This window comes from Polyangium fumosum (genome assembly GCF_005144585.1).
GTDB classification, from domain to species: domain Bacteria; phylum Myxococcota_A; class Polyangia; order Polyangiales; family Polyangiaceae; genus Polyangium; species Polyangium fumosum.
This window is the reverse complement of the sequence record NZ_SSMQ01000015.1, coordinates 107,971-125,395: the sequence shown is the minus strand read 5'-3', so window position 1 is coordinate 125,395 and position 17,425 is coordinate 107,971. Positions and strand designations below refer to the sequence as shown.

The following is a 17,425-nucleotide window of genomic DNA, read 5'->3' as shown; positions in this document are numbered from 1 at the left end:
CGAGGGAGCGAGGGGGGCGACGGCGGGGCGACGGGCGGGGAGGGCGTCAGAGGGCGCTGCGACGGCGGACGCGCGCCCAGATTCCGCCTTTCGGGCGGAGCGTGGTGAACGTCTCGGGCTCGACGTCCTGGGGCTCGACCTCGAAGGACAAACCTCGCATCAGCGTGGCGAGCACGACGGGCCCTTCCATCAAGGCGAAATGGTTGCCGATGCACACGCGGGGCCCCACGCCGAACGGGACCCAGGCCGATTTGTGGCGCTTCGCCTCGTTCTCCGGGGAAAAACGGTCCGGATCGAAGCGCTCGGGATCGGGGAAGAGGTCCTTGCGGTGGTGCATGCCGTAGACGTTCACGAAAAGAAGGGTCCGCTCGGGGAAGGTGTGGCCGCCGATCTCGACGCGCTCGAGCGCGCGCCGCGGCAGCACGATCACCGGCGGATAGAGGCGCAGCGCCTCCTTGAAGACGCGCGTCGTGTAGGCGAGTTTTTCCGGGTCGTACGACGTGGGGCCCTCGGGGCCGAACGCGTCGGCCTCGGCCTGCACCTTCGCCCGCGCGGCCGGATCCCGCGCGAGCAGGTAAAACGACCAGGCGAGCGCGGTCGCCGTGGTCTCGTGCCCCGCGATGAACAACGTATTGGCCTCGTCGCGGACCTGCTTGTCGCTCATGCCCTCGCCGCCGAGATCGGCGTCGCGCGCATACAACAATCGCGTGAGCAGATCTTTTCGATCCGCGTGGCTCGCCCGGCGGTCGTCGATTATCGCCTGAATACGTTTGTCGAGGACCTCGAGCGCCTTCACGACCGTGGGATCGTTCCGGCCAGGCATCAGGATCGGCGCGTCGAGCGCGGCGCGGGCGCGGGCGCGGACGTCTTCGAGCCAGGGCGGGAGCTTTCCGTCGAGGTACTCGGTCATCTCCAGCGCCGAGACCTGCAGCGTCATGTACGGCGTCGCCATGCGGTCGTTCACCCAGCCGAGCGCGACGGTGAGCGCCTCGCCGAGCTCGTCGGCCTCGTCGAAGGTCCGCGCGTCGAAGAGGGCGCGGCCGACGACGCTCATCGCGATCCGCGTCATCTCGGCGGCGAGGTCCGTGCGCTCTCCCTCCTTCAGCCGCTCGCGGGCGCGCAGCGCCTCGCCGTTCATCGCGCCCACGTAGGTCTGGAGCTGCGTCGGATGAAAGAGCGGCGAGAGCAAGCGGCGCTGGCGCCGCCAGAGATCACCCTCGCTCGTGAAGAGACCCTGGCCCGCGAGGTCGTGGAGCAGGATCCGGATCCCGGGGGATTTTTCGAAGCTCCGGGCCTTCTCCACGAGCATCTCGTGCGCGACCTGGGGCCCGTTCACGAAATAGAAGCTGCGGTGGACCATCCGGGCCGCGACGAGGTCACCCTGGTCGGTGACGCGCCGGAAGAAGGGCAATCGGTCGTCCTGGAAGAGATGGCCGTGCCCGAGCAGGTTGTCGCCGGGGGCCACGGGGATCGACGTCGGGGTCATCCCCCTCGATAACACATCCGCCGGCCCCACGGCAGCGGCCGCACGGGGCCTCTGCCCTCAATCGGGCATCGAATCCGGCGGCGTGGCCCAGCCGAGGTGCTGCCCGCCATCCACCGCGATCATCTGCCCCGTCACCGCGCGCGCCGAGAGCAGGTACCGCACGGCGTCGCAAACGTCCTCGGGCGTGGCCCCGCGGCCGAGCGGCGTGGCGGCGCATTGCGCGGCGAACTGCTCGGGGGTTTGCTTCGCGCTCGGCAGCGTCGGCCCCGGGCCCACCGCGTTCACCCGGATGCGCGGCGCGAGCGAGAGCGAGAGCGTCCGCGTGAGCGCCCAGAGCCCGGCCTTGCTCACCGTATACGTCGTGTAATGCGGGCTCAGGTTCCACACGCGCTGATCGAGGACGTTCACGACCGCGCCCTCCGCCCCCTCGGGCAGGCGCCGCGCGAATTGCTGCGTGAGCACGAAGGGCGCCCGGAGGTTCGCCTCCATGTGCAGGTCCCAGCTCTCGCGCGTGGCCGTCTCCGGCGTGTCATATTCGAACGTCGAGGCGTTGTTCACGAGCGCCACGAGCGGCCCCACGAGGCCCGCCGCGCGCTCCACGAGCGACGCCGTCTCCGCCTCGTTCGCGAGGTCCGCCCCGACTGCCGCCGCGCGCCCGCCGGCCGATTCGATCGCGGCGACGAGGCCCTCCGCTTCTTCCCGTGAGCGGTGGTAATGGACCGCCACCGAAAACCCGTCCCGCGCGAGCATCATCGCAATCGCGCGGCCGATCCGCTTGCCTGCGCCGGTGACGAGGGCTGCCTTGCTCATCCAAACCCCTCAGCGCTCGTCGTACGTCGCGACGGCCGTGTCCGTCTCATAAAACGACACGGCCGTGACGGGCACGCCGTGCCCGCGCAGGTGGTCGAAAATGAGCTTCGCGAAATTCTCGGCGCTCGGATTCACCGGCAACGTGACGAACGCCTCGCCCGCCTGCTTGAGGAAAGGAATGACGGGATCGTCCTCCCGCAGGATGAGGCGGTGGTCGAACTGCGCGAGGATCCAGTCCTTGCCTGCCTTCTCGATGTCGAAGAAGTCCGCGACGAACCCTTTGCGGTCGAGCGTGGGGGACGAGAGCTCGATCTCCACGCGGGCGTTGTGGCCATGGATGCGGGCGCAAGGGCCCTCGTAGTCCAGCAGGCGGTGGCCATAACAAAACCGCACTTCTTCGGTCACGCGGAACATGCGGAAGGCGAGATACCGCGGCGTCCGCCCCACGTCAACCCGCCTCGCGGGACCGATGTGCCTGGCGTCTCGCCCGTTCCGGGCTATAGCGAGCGCATCCGGGGATGCGGCCTTGACCGAGCTCGTGACGTTTTTCTTCGTCGCCCTTTCGGCGGTGTTCTTCGTGGTCGACCCGATCGGCGTCGTGCCGATTTTCCTCGCCATCACGTCGAACGATCCGCCCGATAAGATCCGGCAGATGGCGCGCCGCGCCTGCGTCACGGGGTACTTGATCCTGATGACGTTCGCGATCTTCGGCGGCGTCATTTTCAAGATCTTCGGCATCAGCCTCGGCGCCTTCCGCGTGGCGGGCGGGCTCCTGCTCATGCTCACCGCGCTCGACATGCTGCGCGCCAAGCGCGCGGGGACCCGCACCTCGCCGGAGGAGACCGAGGAGAGCGCCCGCAAGGAAGACGTGGCCCTCGTGCCCCTCGCCATGCCCCTGCTCGCTGGCCCGGGCTCCATCGCCAGCGTGATGGTGCTCATGTCCCAGGGCAACGGGCGGAGCCTCCTCTTCGCCGTGCCCGTCCTCCTCGCCGTCACGATCACGTTTGTCGCGGCCTATTACATCCTGCGCGCCGCCTCGCTCGTGCAACGTGTCCTCGGGAAGAGCGGCGTGGCGATCCTGGAGCGCGTGATGGGCCTCATCCTCGCCGCGATCGCCGTGCAATTCGTCGCCGACGGCGCGCGCGATTTGTTGCGGGCCCCTTGACGCTCGCTTTGGAGCCGGGTCTCCTCGCAGGGTCCTTATCCTTGCAGGGAGGCATGACATGAACGGTCGACGCGGGACGGTCTTCGGATTTGGTCTGGTGGCGCTCCTCGCGCTCGTCGGGTGTCCTGATCAGGTGACGGGCGGCGGCACGGGCGGCACGGGTGGCGCGGGCGGCGGCGTGGGCGGAGCCGGCAACGGCGGCAGCGGCGGCGTGGGCGGCGGCCCCGTGGGCTGCATCGCGGCCGAGCGGCTCGACCTGCTCTTCGCGATCGACAATTCGCGGAGCATGGCCGACAAGCAGAACATCCTGGCCCGCGCGATCCCGGACATCGTGCAGGGCGTCGTGAATCCGCCGTGCATCGACGAGGCGGGCGTGGCGGCCTCCCAGCAGCCGAGCGCGCCGACCGAGGCGTGTCCCGCCGGCACGTTCCGCGCCTTCGCGCCGATGACCGACATCCACGTCGGCGTCATCAGCTCCAGCATCGGCGGCCACGGCTCGGATTCGTGCCCCAACGTGGACACGAACAGCACGGAGTGCGCGCCAAACCCGAACCTGACGAACAACGACAAGGCGCACCTGCTCGCGCGCACGAATGCGTGCGGCACGGCGCAGGTGCCGACCTACGTGAACAAGGGATTCCTCGCCTGGGATCCCGAGCAGCAGCTCCAGCCGCCGGGCGAGGCCGTGGTCGACGACGGGATGGGCGGCGGCCTCGTGCCCGCGCTGCGCGAGATGGTCGTCGGCGTCGGGCAGATCGGCTGCGGCTACGAGTCGCAGCTCGAGAGCATCTACCGCTTCCTCGTGGATCCGGAGCCGTACGAGAGCATCTCGATCGTGAACAACCGGGCGACGCCGGAGGGCATCGACACGGCGCTTTTGCAGCAACGCGCGGAGTTTTTGCGGCCGGACTCGCTCGTCACCGTGCTCCTGTTGACCGACGAGAACGATTGCTCGACGAAGGAGTACGGACAGTTCTATTACGTGAACCAGCTCCGCGTCGGCGCGAGCAACGTGCGGATGCCGCGCGCGCGTCAAGAATGCGTGCTCTACCCGGACGATCCGTGCTGCAAATCGTGTGGCCAGGATCCGGGGGCGTGCGCGCCCGATCCCTCGTGCCAGACCCCGGACGGCAAGATAGCGCTCTACGACGCCGAGGAGGACGACATCAACCTGCGCTGCTGGAATCAAAAGAACCGCTTCGGCATCGATTTCCTCTATCCGATCGACCGGTACACGCAGGCCTTCACCCAGCACATGATCCCGAACCGCGTCGGTGATCTCGTGCCGAACCCGCTCTTCTCCGACCTCGACCCGACCGACGACCTCACGGACATCCGCGGGCCCGCGAAGGTCCTCGTCACCGGCCTCGTGGGCGTGCCCTGGCAGGACGTGGCGCGAGACATGACCGACGCTTCGAAGGGCTTCAAGTCCGCGACCGAGCTCGCGGCGCCGATCGGCGGGACCAACTTCTCGACCTGGGACGTCATCCTCGGCAGCAGCTTGACGAACTTCAAGTTCAAGCCGCTCGATCCGCTCATGATCGAGTCGGTCGAGAAGCGCGTCGGCACGAACCCGATCACCGGCGACCTCCTCGTCGACGCGGCGAGCCCGAACGCGAACCCGATCAACGGGCACGAGTGGACCATCCCCAACGACGACCTCCAGTACGCGTGCATCCTGCCGCTCCCGCCGGGCGAGGCGCGCGACTGCACGGACCCGAGCCTCACGGCCTGCGATTGCCGCACGCCGTCCAACGACAACCCGCTCTGCGAGCCCGATCCCGCGAACGGCAATGCGCCCACGCTCCAGGTCCGCGCGAAGGCGTACCCGAGCCTCCGGCCGCTCGCGTTGCTCCAGGCGCTCGGCGATCAGGCGGTCGTCGGCTCGGTTTGTCCGGTGAACCTCGACGACCCCGCGTCGCCGTCGTACGGTTATCGGCCGATGGTGCGGTCCGTGGTCGAGTGGCTCACGCGCCGCAACTGCCCGAAGAGCCCGTGAGGGGATAGGTGCGAGGGTGCGCCCCGCGACGGGGGCGCACCCTTTTCGTCGTCAGGAGACGAGGATCTGCATCGGGCGCTCGAGCAGCGCCCGCAGCGCCTTCAGGAACGTCGCGCCGATGGCGCCGTCGATGACGCGGTGATCGCAGGAGAGCGTCATCGCGAGGCGGCGACCGGGGACCACGGCGTCGCCCTTCACGACGGGCTCGCGCCGCACCTGACCGACGGCCAGGATCGCGCCCTCCGGCGGGTTGATGACCGCGGAGAACTCGTCGATCCCGTACATGCCGAGGTTCGAGATGGAGAACGTGCCGTTCGCCATTTCCTCCGGCTTGAGCTTCTTTCCCTTCGCGCGGCCCGCGAGATCGCGGATCTCCGCGCCGATGGTGGTGATGCTCTTCTTGTCGGCGTCGCGCACGACGGGCGTGACGAGGCCCTCCGACACGGCGACGGCGACCGAGATGTCGACGCGGCGGTGCACGAGAATGGCGTCGGGCGTATATTGCGCGTTGCACTCGGGGACGCGGCGCAAGGCAATGGCGCAGGCCTTGACGATGAGATCGTTGAGGGAGATCTTCGTCGCGTCCTTGCCGGGCTCGGCCGCGGCGGCGAGCTCCGCGTTGATCTGCTCGCGCAGCGCGTTCAACGGATCCGCGTCGACGTCGATCGTCAGATAGAAATGCGGGACCGTCTGCTTCGACTCGACGAGCCTCCGCGCGATGGCCTTGCGCATCATGCTGAGCGGACGCACCTCGGGCGCGGCGAGCTCGCCCGGCGCGGCGGCCACGGGCGCCGGGGCGGGCGCGGCCGCGGGGGCCTGTGCCGGCGCGGGCGCGGCCTTCGGGAGCGTGTCGAGGTCCCGCGCGACGATCCGGCCGCCGGGGCCCGAGCCCGTGACGCCCGTGAGGCTCAGGTCCCGCTCCCGGGCGAGCTTGCGGACGTACGGCGAGGCCTTGACCCGGCCAGGCTCACCCGCGGGAGCGGGAGCGGCTGCGGGCGCGGGAGCGGGCGCGGGCGCGGGAGCAGCCGCGGGCGCAGGAGCGGCTGCGGGAGCGGGAGCGGGAGCGGCTGCGGGGGCGGGCGCAGGCGCGGGCGCGGCCTCGGCCTTCGGGGCCGGCGCCGCGGCCGGCGCTTCGCCGCCGCCCGCCTTCGCGACGAGGGCGGCGATGTCCTCGCCCGGCGCGCCGATGATCGCCACGGGTTGTCCGAGGCGCACGACGCTGCCTTCGGGCGTCAGGATCTTGAGGATCGTGCCCTTGTCGAAGGACCGATACTCCATCGTCGCCTTGTCGGTCTCCACCTCGGCGAGCAGATCGTCGACGCCGATCGTATCCCCTTCCTTCTTGTGCCAGACGCTGATCTGTCCCTCCTCCATCGTGGGGGACAGCTTCGGCATATCGAGAACCTTGGCCATGTGACGTCTCCGATCGGCGTGTGACGTTCAGCCCTTCCGGTACAGCACCTCGCGGACCGCGTCGGCGATCCGATCCGGTTGCGGCAGGACATACTGCTCGAGCTTCGCGTTGTACGGCATGGGTACGTCGCGGAACGTGACGCGCAGAATCGGCGCGTCGAGCTCGTCGAAGGCGAGGCGCTGGATGCGGTCGACGATCTCGCCGCCCACACCGCCGTACGGCCAGCCCTCGTACGTGAGCACCGCGCGGTGCGTCTTCTGCACCGTCCGCACGAGCGCCTGCTCGTCGAGCGGGCGCAACGACCGGAGGTCCACGACCTCCGCGTCGATGCCCTCCTTTTCGAGCTGCGCCGCCGCTTCGAGCGCGAGGTGCACGGGGCGACCGTACGCGATGATCGAGACGTCCTTGCCCTCGCGCGCGATCCGCGCCTGGCCCATCGGCACGACGACGTCCGGATCGTCCGGCACCTCGCCCTTCACGTTGTAGAGCGTCTCGCTCTCCATGAAGAGCACCGGATCGTCGTCACGGATCGCCGCCTTGAGCAGCCCCTTCGCGTCGGCGGGCGTCGCGGGCGCGAGCACCTTGAGCCCGGGCACGTGCGCGTAAAAATGCTCCATCGCGTGCGAGTGCTGCGAGCCCACCTGCCGCGCCGAGCCGTTCGGCGCGCGCAGCACGATGGGCACGTGGAGCTGGCCGCCCGACATCTGCCGGATCTTCGCCGCGTTGTTCAGGATCTGATCAAACGCGACGGCCGAGAAGTTCCACGTCATGTACTCGACGATCGGCCGCAGCCCGACCATCGCCGCGCCGATCGAGATGCCCGTGAAGCCGCTCTCCGTGATCGGGGCGTCGATCACGCGCTTCGGGCCGAAGCGCTCGAGCATGCCCTCGCTCACCTTGTACGCGCCCTGGTATGCGCCGACTTCCTCGCCGATGAGGTAGACGCGCTCGTCGCGCTCCATTTCCTCGATCATGGCGGCGCGAACCGCCTCCCTGTAGCGCATGACGCTCATCGCGCGAATGCTCCCTTGTAGGTGGTCGCCTCGAGCAGCTCGGGCCCCGGCTCGGGGCTCTCCTCGGCGAAACGAATGGCGTCCTCGATCTCGGCCTCGATCTCGGCCTCGATCTTCTGGAGCGCCTCTTGATGGCCTTTCCCTTCGAGCTCGCCGCGCGAGACCAGGAGCGGGTCCTTGCGCTTGCGCTCTTCGAGCTCGTCGGACGTGCGGTACTTGCCCGGATCACTCATCGAGTGGCCGCGGAAGCGATAGGTGCGCACCTCGACCAGCGTCGGCTCGCTCGTCGTCCGCGCGCGGTCGATCGCCTCGCCGAGGCGGTCGTACACCTCGAGCACGTGGTGCGCGAAGAAGCGATCCCGCGCCATGCCGTAGCCCACCGCCTTCAGCGAGACGTCCTCGACCGAGAGCGTGCGCGCGAGCGACGTGCCCATCGCGTACTCGTTGTTCTCGACCACGATCACGATCGGCAGCTTCCACAGCGCCGCGAGCGACATGCCCTCGTGGAAGTCGCCGATGCTCACCGCGCCCTCGCCGAGGAAGACGATCGCGACGCGCCCGTCCTGCCGATACTTCGAGGCGAACGCGGTGCCGACCGCGAGCGGCACGTGGCCGCCCACGATGCCGTAGCCGCCGAGCATGTTGTGCTCGGCGTCGAAGAAGTGCATCGAGCCGCCGAGGCCCTTCGAGCAGCCCGTCACCTTGCCGAAGAGCTCGGCCATCGCCGCGCGCGAGGTCATCCCGCGGGCGAGGGCGAGGCCGTGATCCCGGTACGTGGTGATCGCGTAGTCCGTCGGCTGGAGCGCCGCCACGGCGCCGACGGCCACCGGCTCTTGGCCGATGTAGAGATGGAGAAACCCACCGATCTTGCCCTGCGCGTACGCGCGCGCCGCTTCCTCCTCGAAGCGGCGGATCTGGAACATCTTTCGATACAGGGCGAGGTGGAGCTCGTCGGAATGCTTTCGCGTCGTGGTCATGAGGTGATCGCAGCCTCCCGGCCCGTGTGCGTGTCCTCCGCGGGCGTGATTCTGTCAAGTCCCGGCTTTCCCGTCTGCATCATCCGCACGTCTCCCCGCAACTCGTCCGGATGCAGCCGGCCAGGGATTCGAGGTCGGAGACGGCCTCGGTCGTCGCCTCCTTGGGACAGGCCTTGACGGCGCAACCGTCGAAGTCCGCCTCCGTGGGGGAGAGACACCCGGCCGAACGCGCGCAGGTCCACAACGCGTCGCAGGGCGTCCCTTCGTCGCACACGACCGCCGCCGCGCAGCACTGGTCGTAGACGCAGGTGTCGCACGCGGTCGCGCCCGTGCCCGGATCACACGCCGCGCCGCCGCCCGTGCCGCCCTGGCCGCCTTCGCCGCCCTGGCCGCCTTCACCGCCCGCGCCGCCGCTGCCCCCTGTGCCGCCCTCACCCCCGGTGCCGCTCGCGCTGGGGAAGAGCGGGCCCTCTTCCTCGGAGCCGCAGCCGTAGGGCAGGGCGGCCGCGAGGGCCACGGAGAACAAAAGCCAGCTCGCCTTGCGCGTCCCGCGCCTCGCTTCGGGTCTCATCGCGCCCTCTTCGCCCTTCGCGCGAGCAGCCCCGCGAGCGCAGCAGAGATCCCGAGGCCCGCGAGCGCGAAGCCTCCCTGGGCCGTCGGCGCGAGCGAGCAGCCGCCGCGGTACTCGACGGTCTCGGGCGCCGGCGGCGCGACGCCGCCGTCGATCGTGCCCGCGTCGGGGTTCACCTCGGAGCCGCACTTGCCCGCCTTGCAGATCAGGCCCTGCGCGCAGTCCGTCTCGCCCTCGTCGATCTGCCCGTCGCAGTTGTCGTCCTTGTTGTTGCAGAGCTCGGGCAGGCCCGGCGCGATCTCCGCGTCGGTGTCGTCGCAGTCGGTGTCGCCGCAGAGGACCGAGCGCGCGCCGTCGCCGTCGAGGTCGAAGCACTCGACGTTCTGATCGTCGAACTCGTTCGTCCCCTGATCCCCCGCGCCCGTGGAGCAGTTCATCGGCGACGGTCCGCCGCTCACGTCGATGACGCCCACCGGCGGCGCCGAGACGGTGCTCGCGTGGATGCGCACGATGCCGCCGCCGCCCGAGCCGCCGACGCCGATCGTGCCGATCCCGCCCGCGCCGCCCTTCGCCGTGATCTGCGCCTTCGTCCCCCAGTCGATGACGTACGCGTCGAGGATCACGTGACCGCCCGCGCCGCCGCCCGCGCCGATGTTCGCGAGCACGTTGCCGTTCGCGCCGTTCGCCGCGATCGTCCCGTTGATCTCGATGCGCGCGGCTTGCAGCCAGACGCCGCCGCCGCCGTTGCCGCCGCTCGCGCCCATGCCGGGCGTCGCGCTGCCCGAGCCGCCCGCGCTGCCGAGGTCGAGCGTCGCGGGGGTGCCGTACGACGAGCCGCCGAGGCCAAAGGGTCCGCCGCACGCGGGGGCCTGGGTCGTCCCGTCGCCGCCGCCGCCGAAGTAGGCGCCGCCGCCGCCCGCGCTGTTGCCGTTCACCTGGCCACCGCCCATGCCCTCGCCGGGCTGGCCCGCCTTGCCGGGGTGACCCGAACCCGTGGCGTCGATCAAGGCGTCGGACTCGATGATGATGCGGTTGGCGCGGATGTGCAGGCGACCCGTCGAGGGCCCCGAGCCCTTCGCGAGCACGCGCAGCACGGCGCCGCTCTTGATGGTCAGGACGTTGAAGTCGTTCGTGACGTCGCCGGGCAACGTCGCCGGCTGGCCCGTGTTCCCCACGGTGAGCGACTGCGCCGCGTAGGCGGCGCTCGACGTGCCGAGGAGCAGAGCCGCGGCGGCGGCGGCTCGGGCGAGAGAAGCAAGAGAACGGCGTGGGCGCATGGTCATGGCGAAGGACCTCTACGGTTTGGCCGGCGTGGGTGCGGCCTGGGAGGGGGCCGACGCCGGGGAAGAGGGAAGGGCGGAGGGCGCGCTCGTGGGGCTCGCCGACGGGACGCTCGTGGGCGATGCCGAGGGTACGGCCGACCCGGAAGGCGCAGGCGCGCTCGCGTCGAGGCCCGCGTCCGTCGGGATCGGCGGGCCCGCGTCGGCCTCCGGAGGATCGTCGTTTGGATCGTCGTCCGGATCGTCGTTCGCGGAGTTCGCCGGCCCGAGGCGCGGGCGCGAGGTGCGCGGCGTGGACACGATCGGGCGAGGTTTGTCCGCCGAGGCGGGCGGCAGGACGTCGGCCGACGCGCTCGCCGAGGGCAGGGCGCGATCGTTCGTGCCCTCGCCCTTGTCGTGGAGCGCCAGGCGCACGAGCAAGAGGGCCGTGAGCGTGACGACGGCCATGCCGAGCAGCACTTGCCCGCGCTTGCGCTCGGACGGCAGCACGTCCGCTGCGACGTGTGGCGCCTCGTGGTGGATGGACGCGGCCGTCGCGCGGCTCGGCGCGCTCGGCGCGGTCGCGCGCGGCGGCGGCGGCTCCACGGCGGGCGCGAGCGCCTCGGCGAGGGCCTCGCCGAACGCCGCGCAGCTCTCGAAGCGATCGTGCGGGGCCTTCGCCATCGCCACGGCGAAGACGTCGTCCACGGCGGCGGGCAGGCCGCGGCGCGCGGCGAAGCGGCTCGGCGGATCCCGAGCGATCCGCCCTGCGACCTCGACGGCGTCGTCGCCGGGGAACGCGCGCTCGCCGCAGATCGCTTCGTACAGCGACGCGGCGAGCGAGAACTGATCACTCGCCGGGGAGAAATTTTTCCCGCCGAACGTCTCGGGCGCGCTGTAGGCGGGCGTGCCCATGAGCCCGCCTGCGTGCGTGAGCGTCGAGTCGGGGATCTTGGCGATGCCGAAGTCGGCGATCTTCCCGCCGGTGCGCGAGAGGATGATGTTCTCGGGCTTGATGTCGCGGTGGAGGATGCCCTCGCCGTGGGCGAACGTCAGCGCGCTGCCGAGCTCGCGCGCGAGCCGCGAGGCCTCGCCGGCTGGCATCACGCCGGCCTTCAGGCGTTGCTTGAGCGTCGGGCCTTCGACGTACTCGAACACGAGGTAGAGCCCGAGCTGCCCGTCCTCGCCCATGTCGTGCAGCGTCACGAGGTTCGGGTGCGCGACACGCGCGGCGGCGCGGGCCTCGTGCCGCATGCGGGCGAGCAGCCCCTCCCGCACGTCACGCGGGATCAGCAGATCGGAGCGCAGGAGCTTCACCGCGACGTCGCGACCGAGCACCGGATCGTGGGCGCAGAGCACGCGGCCCATCGCGCCTTCGCCGACGAGGCGTAAGACCTCGTAACGCCCGATGATCCTGGGCAGCTCGAGATCGGGCTGGGAGGGTTGGGGCTCGGGCACGCGTTCGACGGTTTTAGCCGCCAGAGGCGAGCGAGGGAAGGGCGGATACGCTTCGAGCGACGAACAGATCCAGGCTCGCGCCGAGCGCCCAGTGAAGCAGGAAGGGCCCGAGCATCGAGCGACCCCGGAAGGCGAGGGCGCCAAAAACGAGACCCCCCGGAACGGTCAGGAGGACCTCCAGAGCGGGCTTGCCCACGTGGACGAGGGTGAAAGGCACGAGGTGCAGCGCGACGGCGGCCGGCCCGCCGAGGTCTTGCGCGAGGCCCACGACGAGCAGGCCCCGGAAGAAGAACTCCCAGGCGAAGAACGCGGCGCCCCACATGCCGATCCACCCGATCCACCCTTCGATCCCGGAGATCCCCGCGGTGTGGGCTCGGTAGTGCGCGGCGACCCCGGGCACGCGGGAGAGGATCGCGGCGCTGATCACCACGAGGGGCAGGAGCCCGAGCGTCACCCTCCCCCAGCGCCGCGCATCCCCGATCCCGAGCCCGAGTTTTTCTGGCTTCTCCTTGAGCCCGATCCACGCGAGGACGAGCGGCACGGCAAAGAGCAACACCACGTGGGAGAGGACCCAGCCGGCGTGCCTGTGCATGCGCGGATCGAGCAGCGGCGCGATCGGCCGGACGAGCACGCCGCCGAGCGCCATGCCTTCGAACCGGAGGAGCGCGAGGAGCGCGCAGGCCACGGCGAAGACGAGGATCGCGCGCGGGATGGAGGACGCTCGCGGGCTCGTGCCTTCCTCGCGCATGCCGTGGCATCGTAGCAGCCCCGCGTGATTCCCTGGTTCACGTTTCCCGCCTTGCCGTTCGGCCTTCACGCGTTCGGCCTCTTGCTCACGCTCTCCGTGATCGTGAACCACCTCGTCCTCGTGCGGCGCGCGCGCGCGCTCGCGCTCGGCTCGAAGGGGGCGATCGAGGCGCTCGCGATCGGCACGGTGGCGGCGGCGATCGGCGGCGCGTACGGCGTGGGCAGGCTCGTGGGCGGAGGCGGGACGCTCTCGTCGGCGGGCGGTTGCCTGGGCGCGATCGTGGGCCTCGTGGGCCTCGCGCGGGCGCTCCGGATGCCCGTGCTCGTCGCGGCGGACGCGACCACGTACGCCTTTCCGTTCGGATGGATCTTTGCGCGCGCGGCGTGCGCCTTCGCGCACGATCATCCGGGCCGGCTCTCGTCGTCCTTCCTCGCCGTGCAGTACCCGGGCGGCGCGCGCTTCGACCTCGGCTTGCTCGAAGGGATGGCGACGCCGCTGCTCGTCGTGCTCGTCGTGCTCGTGACGCGCCGCGCGTCGCGGCCGGGCGTCGTGACCGGCGCGCTCGCGCTGGCTTATGGCGCCTTGCGATTCGGGCTGGATTTTTTGCGCGCGGAAGACGTTGGCAGCCGGCCGGATCCCCGGTGGCACGGGCTCACCGCGGCGCAGGGGGTTTGCCTCGGGGTGATGATCCCGATCGGCGTCGTGTTGCTGGTGTGGGGGAGGGGGCGGAGGGAGGCGCTTATCCGTCGAGCCAGTTCTTGATTTCAGGGTAAGCGGCCAGGGCTCTGCGGCACTCGGGGGAGAGGAACTCCTCCGCGCCCATGCCTGCGGCGACGCGCAGGATCGCAGCGAAGACGCTCACCTGGGGGTACTCGCACAGGGCGCGTTGCGTCTCCAGCGCCGACGCGAAATCGTCTCGCGCGCAGGCGTTCGCGTAACGCACGATCAAGCCATCGACGGCGGCCCAGGCGATGACACGGCTTCGTTCCAGGGGACCGCGGTCGAGCCCGAACACGGGGATGCTGTTCTCTCCCTTGTCCGTGAGGGGCACGTACTTGCCCGTCGGCGTCAGGACGATGTGGTCCAGCGGATCGTCCTCCGTCGGGTTGATCAAGAGCGGCTCGCCGTGCCTGCGCGGAAAACGGTCCCGCTTGTGGTTGCTGTTGCAGGCGCTGCAAGCGAGCAGGTAGTTGGTCCAGTCGAAGGCGCGGCAGGGAGCCCGCTTCTGCGGCCAGAAGTGCTCGATGTCCGTGCCCTCGTTGCTCTCGCAGTACATGCAGCGCTCGACGCCGGACGCGATCGCCTTCAGCGTCGCCCGGATCTCGTCGAACGTCCCTTCGGCCTTCTGTTTCCAGAGTCGCCTGGCCTCGTCCTTTCGAGCCTTCGCGAGCTTGCTCCGCGAGGGTGCCGAGCGACCTGCCTCCACGACCTTGACGGTTTGTTTCCACAGGACCCGCGTCGCGTGCTCGCTCAGCGGCTCCCTTCGCAGCTTTCTCACCCCGGATCTCCCAGCTTGCGTAGCGTCTGCTGGACGAGGGCACTCCCCGTCTTCGGCAGACGCGCCGACAAGCGGTACATCTCCTCCTTCTCGTCCGGAGTTGCGTGGCCGCGCATCATTTTCGCCTGGAGCTTCGCCACGCGGCTGCGCAGCGCCTCGGCGTGATCCGAGTGGGCCCGCTCCAGGCCGAAGAGCGCCGTCATGACGGCGTCGTCCACGTCGCCGTACACCGCGGTGTTGTAAAGATCGTCGGACACATGCTCCACACGCTCGCCGGAGCCGGGCGTGGGCAAACGGATGAGGCCTTTGGGATCGGCCGCTTGGCAGACGAAGGGGCTGTGCGTCGTGACGATGAACTGAACGTTCGGGAAGTGCTCCTTGAGCCAGAACCCGATCCGCTGCTGCCACGAGACGTGGAGGTGCGCGTCGACCTCGTCGATGAGGACGATTCCTTGGTGCTCGACCTGAACCACGTGCTTGCCGTCGACCTCGCGGCGAGAGATTTCAAGCCTTTCGCCGAAGCAACGATACATCTGCCGGACGATGTCGAAGACGAGGGCGAGCGCCGCTCGGTACCCATCGCTGAGGCTGCGGAGCGCGAGGGTGACGCCGTCTTGCTTCACCAGCAGCCCGCGCTGCATGTCGAGGGAGACCACGGAGGAGCCAGGAGGGAGAAGACCGTCATTGAGCAGCGAAAGGACGTTCTCGTAAACCAGCGCGTGCTTGCGCGCGTCATCGAGCAACGTTTTGGCCTCCGCTTCGCTCGTCCTGCTTGCGCGATCTTGCAGGTCGAGCCGGATCGCGTGGATGTCCTTCAGCCAGTGGATCGACTCCGCCAGCGTGACGTCCTCGTCGAAGAGACTCGCAAGCCCTGCCTGCATCTGGGGCCCCGGCTGCTTGTAGTCGTCGCGAAAGCCGAGTCGGCGGAGGGGGCCGTAGGCCGCGATGAACCATCCAGAGGGGTTGTTGTGCCAGGGACCGCGGTATTGATGTGGATCGGGTGGGTACTCGGACAGGGATGGGACAAGAAGGACGACGTCTTGTGGCGTCCAGAGGAAAGGCTCGCCGTCTCCCGAAGACGTCTCCCACGAGAGCCCCGTCCAGAAATGCGTGCGTTCTTCGCGCCACGCCTCGTCGTCGCCGATCCAATCACCAACGCTGCACTCTAGCTCCGTCGTGATCTGCGCCTTGCGTTGGCTGGTTCGGACCCAGTCGACAAAGCTCTTCTGCAGGCTCCTCGCGACCTCCGGCCCCGCCACCGCCAGCGCGATCGCCTTGAGCAACGTCGACTTCCCCGTCCCGTTCCGTCCCGCCAGCACCGTCCAGCCGGCCAGCGACCCATCCGGCCGCGTCAGGTCGAGCTCGACCCGGTCGAAGCAGCGGATGTTCTCGATGAGGATCTTCCGGATGTGCATGGGTCCCCGTCTCCCGGAGTCATGGGCTCGGGCAGCCTTCGCCGCTAGCAACATCCCGCCCCGGGCTTCGTGTCAACCCCTGGCCGCCGGGCGATCCGATCGTGCACCCTCCCCCGTGGTGGCTGCTCAAGGCCACCCCGTCACCGCCCGCAGCACTTGCCCAAGCAGCGAGCTCACCGCGTTCGCCGCGAGCGCCCCCCCGAACGCCCTCCGCGCCGTGATCCCTGCCTTCCAGAAGTACGCCGCCTCCACCACCACGGCGAACCCTTCCGCGAGCACGCCGTAGCCGAGGTAGTACCCAAGCTCCCCCAGCACGAACCGCCGATCGGCGTGGATCGCGGCCACGTACAGCGCTCGCCACACGGCGGGCAGGACGAACCACACGACCGGATGCGTGATCGCGCTCGCGCCGAACGCGACGAGCGGGCGCACGCCGAGCGCGCGCCTGTAGATCGGCACCTCGATCGCCTGCGTCAGGACGAACGCCACCACGTACCGGGCGAGCGCCTCCCCGGTCGACATCCGCGTCAGGCGGAGGCTTGGTTCGAGGACGCGGGGCGGAAGCCCTCGGCCCAGAGCAACGCGCCCGCGGCGAGCTCGAGGTGGCCGTGGAAGAACGCGAACCGCAGGTAGCCATCCCGCGCGACGCCCGGGCCGAAGAACGCCCACACGATGAGCGCGAGCGCGCCGATCGCCGAGAGCCAGAGGAGCGTGCCGCCGATGTCCCCCGCGAGCGCGCGGAAGCTCTGCCGGTAGGAGCGCGGCGTCTTGCTCGGACGATCGTCCTCGGGCATGAGCCTTAACCAGACGATGTAGTGCGTCGCCTGCGCGAACGCGTAGAGCACTACGAACCGCACCGCGAGCGGGCCCGTCGGCTGGGGGCTGAGCGTCCACGAGAGGTACCGCATCCCGAGCCCGGTCCAGGGCGCCTCCGCGCCGCCGCTCCACGCGAGCAAGGGCGCTGCCGCGCCGAGCAGCAGCGCCGCCGTGCCCGCCGCGAAGAGCGCGATAGGCACGAGGTGCAGGCGCGATTTTCGTGGCCGCCAGGCCCACCAGATCACGACGGCGACGAGGTTGTGCAGGTGCGCGAAGGCGAGGTCGGCGAACCACCCCGCGCGCTGCGCGACGAGGAAGAGCGCGCCCACGACCGAGAGCCCGATCAACCTGCGCGACCACGACGTCCGCGCCACGCAGAGCGCGAGCGCCGCGCCGGCGAGGCCCCCGCGCACCCCGAAGCCGAGGCCCGCGGCGAGGATGCCCACGCCGATCGCCGCGAGCACGAGCGGCCGCCGATGCAGGCCCGGCCGCGCCACGAGGTAACGCACGTCCGCGAGCACGTGCGGGATGCCCCAGACGAGCGGCCCGAGCACGAGCATCACCACGGGCCACGACGAGGCCAGGAGAAACGCTCCCACGATGAGGACCGAGCCGAGCACGGCGACGCGGCGCTCGCGATCGATGAGCAGCGAGCGCGAGAGGAACGGGCCGAGCAAGCGCAGGCCGAGGCGGCGCAGGTGATCGAGGCCCGCGAGCGGGGCGTCGAGCGGCGGCGCCGGGATGGCGAACGCCGAACCGAACCACCGATGAAGCCGCCCTTCCGCTTCCATGCGAC

At 70.1% G+C, this 17,425-nt stretch carries 17 protein-coding genes; 3 read left to right on the top strand and 14 right to left on the bottom strand.

What is annotated here, in order from left to right:
* Nucleotides 1-46: 46 nt before the first annotated feature.
* From E8A74_RS16735 to E8A74_RS16725, 3 genes are read right to left on the bottom strand one after another with little or no spacing between them, the layout of a single operon-like run.
* A complete protein-coding gene (locus E8A74_RS16735; protein ID WP_136930012.1) occupies nucleotides 47-1,486 on the bottom strand; it encodes a cytochrome P450 in 1,440 nt (479 codons plus the stop codon).
* A 57-nt stretch (nucleotides 1,487-1,543) separates the two neighbouring features.
* Complete coding sequence (locus E8A74_RS16730) at nucleotides 1,544-2,296, bottom strand: SDR family oxidoreductase (RefSeq protein ID WP_136930011.1); 753 nt, start codon at nucleotides 2,294-2,296, stop codon at nucleotides 1,544-1,546.
* Between the two features lie 9 nt (nucleotides 2,297-2,305).
* Nucleotides 2,306-2,743 (bottom strand): 6-pyruvoyl trahydropterin synthase family protein, encoded by a 438-nt coding sequence (locus E8A74_RS16725; RefSeq protein WP_211365375.1) that lies wholly within the window; start codon nucleotides 2,741-2,743, stop codon nucleotides 2,306-2,308.
* 79 nt (nucleotides 2,744-2,822) lie between these two features.
* Here E8A74_RS16725 and E8A74_RS16720 point away from each other — a divergent pair, with 79 nt between their 5' ends.
* Entirely contained in the window at nucleotides 2,823-3,461 is a 639-nt protein-coding gene (locus E8A74_RS16720) for a MarC family protein (RefSeq protein WP_136930010.1), read from the top strand.
* Nucleotides 3,462-3,519: 58 nt separating this feature from the next.
* Nucleotides 3,520-5,460 (top strand): hypothetical protein, encoded by a 1,941-nt coding sequence (locus E8A74_RS16710; protein WP_232379599.1) that lies wholly within the window; start codon nucleotides 3,520-3,522, stop codon nucleotides 5,458-5,460.
* 51 nt (nucleotides 5,461-5,511) lie between these two features.
* Here E8A74_RS16710 and E8A74_RS16705 read toward each other — a convergent pair whose 3' ends face one another.
* From E8A74_RS16705 to E8A74_RS52310, 7 genes are all read right to left on the bottom strand, one after another.
* Nucleotides 5,512-6,873: a pyruvate dehydrogenase complex dihydrolipoamide acetyltransferase gene (locus E8A74_RS16705; RefSeq protein ID WP_136930008.1), complete on the bottom strand. Its 1,362-nt coding sequence runs from the start codon at nucleotides 6,871-6,873 to the stop codon at nucleotides 5,512-5,514.
* Nucleotides 6,874-6,900: 27 nt separating this feature from the next.
* The gene (locus E8A74_RS16700) at nucleotides 6,901-7,887 is read right to left on the bottom strand and encodes a pyruvate dehydrogenase complex E1 component subunit beta (protein ID WP_136930007.1); all 987 of its coding nucleotides are present in this window, start codon (nucleotides 7,885-7,887) and stop codon (nucleotides 6,901-6,903) included.
* On the bottom strand, nucleotides 7,884-8,864 hold the full coding sequence (gene pdhA / locus E8A74_RS16695) for a pyruvate dehydrogenase (acetyl-transferring) E1 component subunit alpha (RefSeq protein ID WP_136930006.1): 981 nt from the start codon (nucleotides 8,862-8,864) through the stop codon (nucleotides 7,884-7,886). Before pdhA ends, E8A74_RS16700 begins: the two co-directional genes overlap by 4 nt.
* 79 nt (nucleotides 8,865-8,943) lie before the next feature.
* The gene (locus E8A74_RS53950) at nucleotides 8,944-9,435 is read right to left on the bottom strand and encodes a hypothetical protein (protein WP_136930005.1); all 492 of its coding nucleotides are present in this window, start codon (nucleotides 9,433-9,435) and stop codon (nucleotides 8,944-8,946) included.
* On the bottom strand, nucleotides 9,432-10,718 hold the full coding sequence (locus tag E8A74_RS54770; protein ID WP_136930004.1) for a putative metal-binding motif-containing protein: 1,287 nt from the start codon (nucleotides 10,716-10,718) through the stop codon (nucleotides 9,432-9,434). The genes E8A74_RS53950 and E8A74_RS54770 overlap by 4 nt, the downstream gene beginning before the upstream one ends.
* A 12-nt stretch (nucleotides 10,719-10,730) precedes the next feature.
* On the bottom strand, nucleotides 10,731-12,152 hold the full coding sequence (locus E8A74_RS16680) for a serine/threonine-protein kinase (protein WP_232379598.1): 1,422 nt from the start codon (nucleotides 12,150-12,152) through the stop codon (nucleotides 10,731-10,733).
* A 13-nt stretch (nucleotides 12,153-12,165) separates the two neighbouring features.
* Nucleotides 12,166-12,900 (bottom strand): CPBP family intramembrane glutamic endopeptidase, encoded by a 735-nt coding sequence (locus E8A74_RS52310; RefSeq protein WP_170229172.1) that lies wholly within the window; start codon nucleotides 12,898-12,900, stop codon nucleotides 12,166-12,168.
* A gap of 24 nt (nucleotides 12,901-12,924) precedes the next feature.
* Here E8A74_RS52310 and E8A74_RS16665 point away from each other — a divergent pair, with 24 nt between their 5' ends.
* Nucleotides 12,925-13,662: a prolipoprotein diacylglyceryl transferase family protein gene (locus tag E8A74_RS16665; protein WP_136930001.1), complete on the top strand. Its 738-nt coding sequence runs from the start codon at nucleotides 12,925-12,927 to the stop codon at nucleotides 13,660-13,662.
* Here the strand turns inward: E8A74_RS16665 and E8A74_RS16660 are convergent.
* The 4 genes from E8A74_RS16660 to E8A74_RS16645 all read right to left on the bottom strand — a co-directional run bounded on the left by E8A74_RS16660 (nucleotide 13,640) and on the right by E8A74_RS16645 (nucleotide 17,420).
* Nucleotides 13,640-14,398, bottom strand: a complete 759-nt coding sequence (locus E8A74_RS16660; protein WP_136930000.1) for an HNH endonuclease family protein — start codon at nucleotides 14,396-14,398, stop codon at nucleotides 13,640-13,642. The genes E8A74_RS16665 and E8A74_RS16660 overlap by 23 nt on opposite strands.
* Nucleotides 14,395-15,813, bottom strand: a complete 1,419-nt coding sequence (locus E8A74_RS16655; protein ID WP_170229171.1) for an AAA family ATPase — start codon at nucleotides 15,811-15,813, stop codon at nucleotides 14,395-14,397. The genes E8A74_RS16660 and E8A74_RS16655 overlap by 4 nt, the downstream gene beginning before the upstream one ends.
* 126 nt (nucleotides 15,814-15,939) lie before the next feature.
* Nucleotides 15,940-16,335, bottom strand: a complete 396-nt coding sequence (locus tag E8A74_RS16650; protein ID WP_136929998.1) for a hypothetical protein — start codon at nucleotides 16,333-16,335, stop codon at nucleotides 15,940-15,942.
* A gap of 5 nt (nucleotides 16,336-16,340) precedes the next feature.
* Entirely contained in the window at nucleotides 16,341-17,420 is a 1,080-nt protein-coding gene (locus E8A74_RS16645) for a hypothetical protein (RefSeq protein WP_136929997.1), read from the bottom strand.
* Nucleotides 17,421-17,425: the final 5 nt, after the last annotated feature.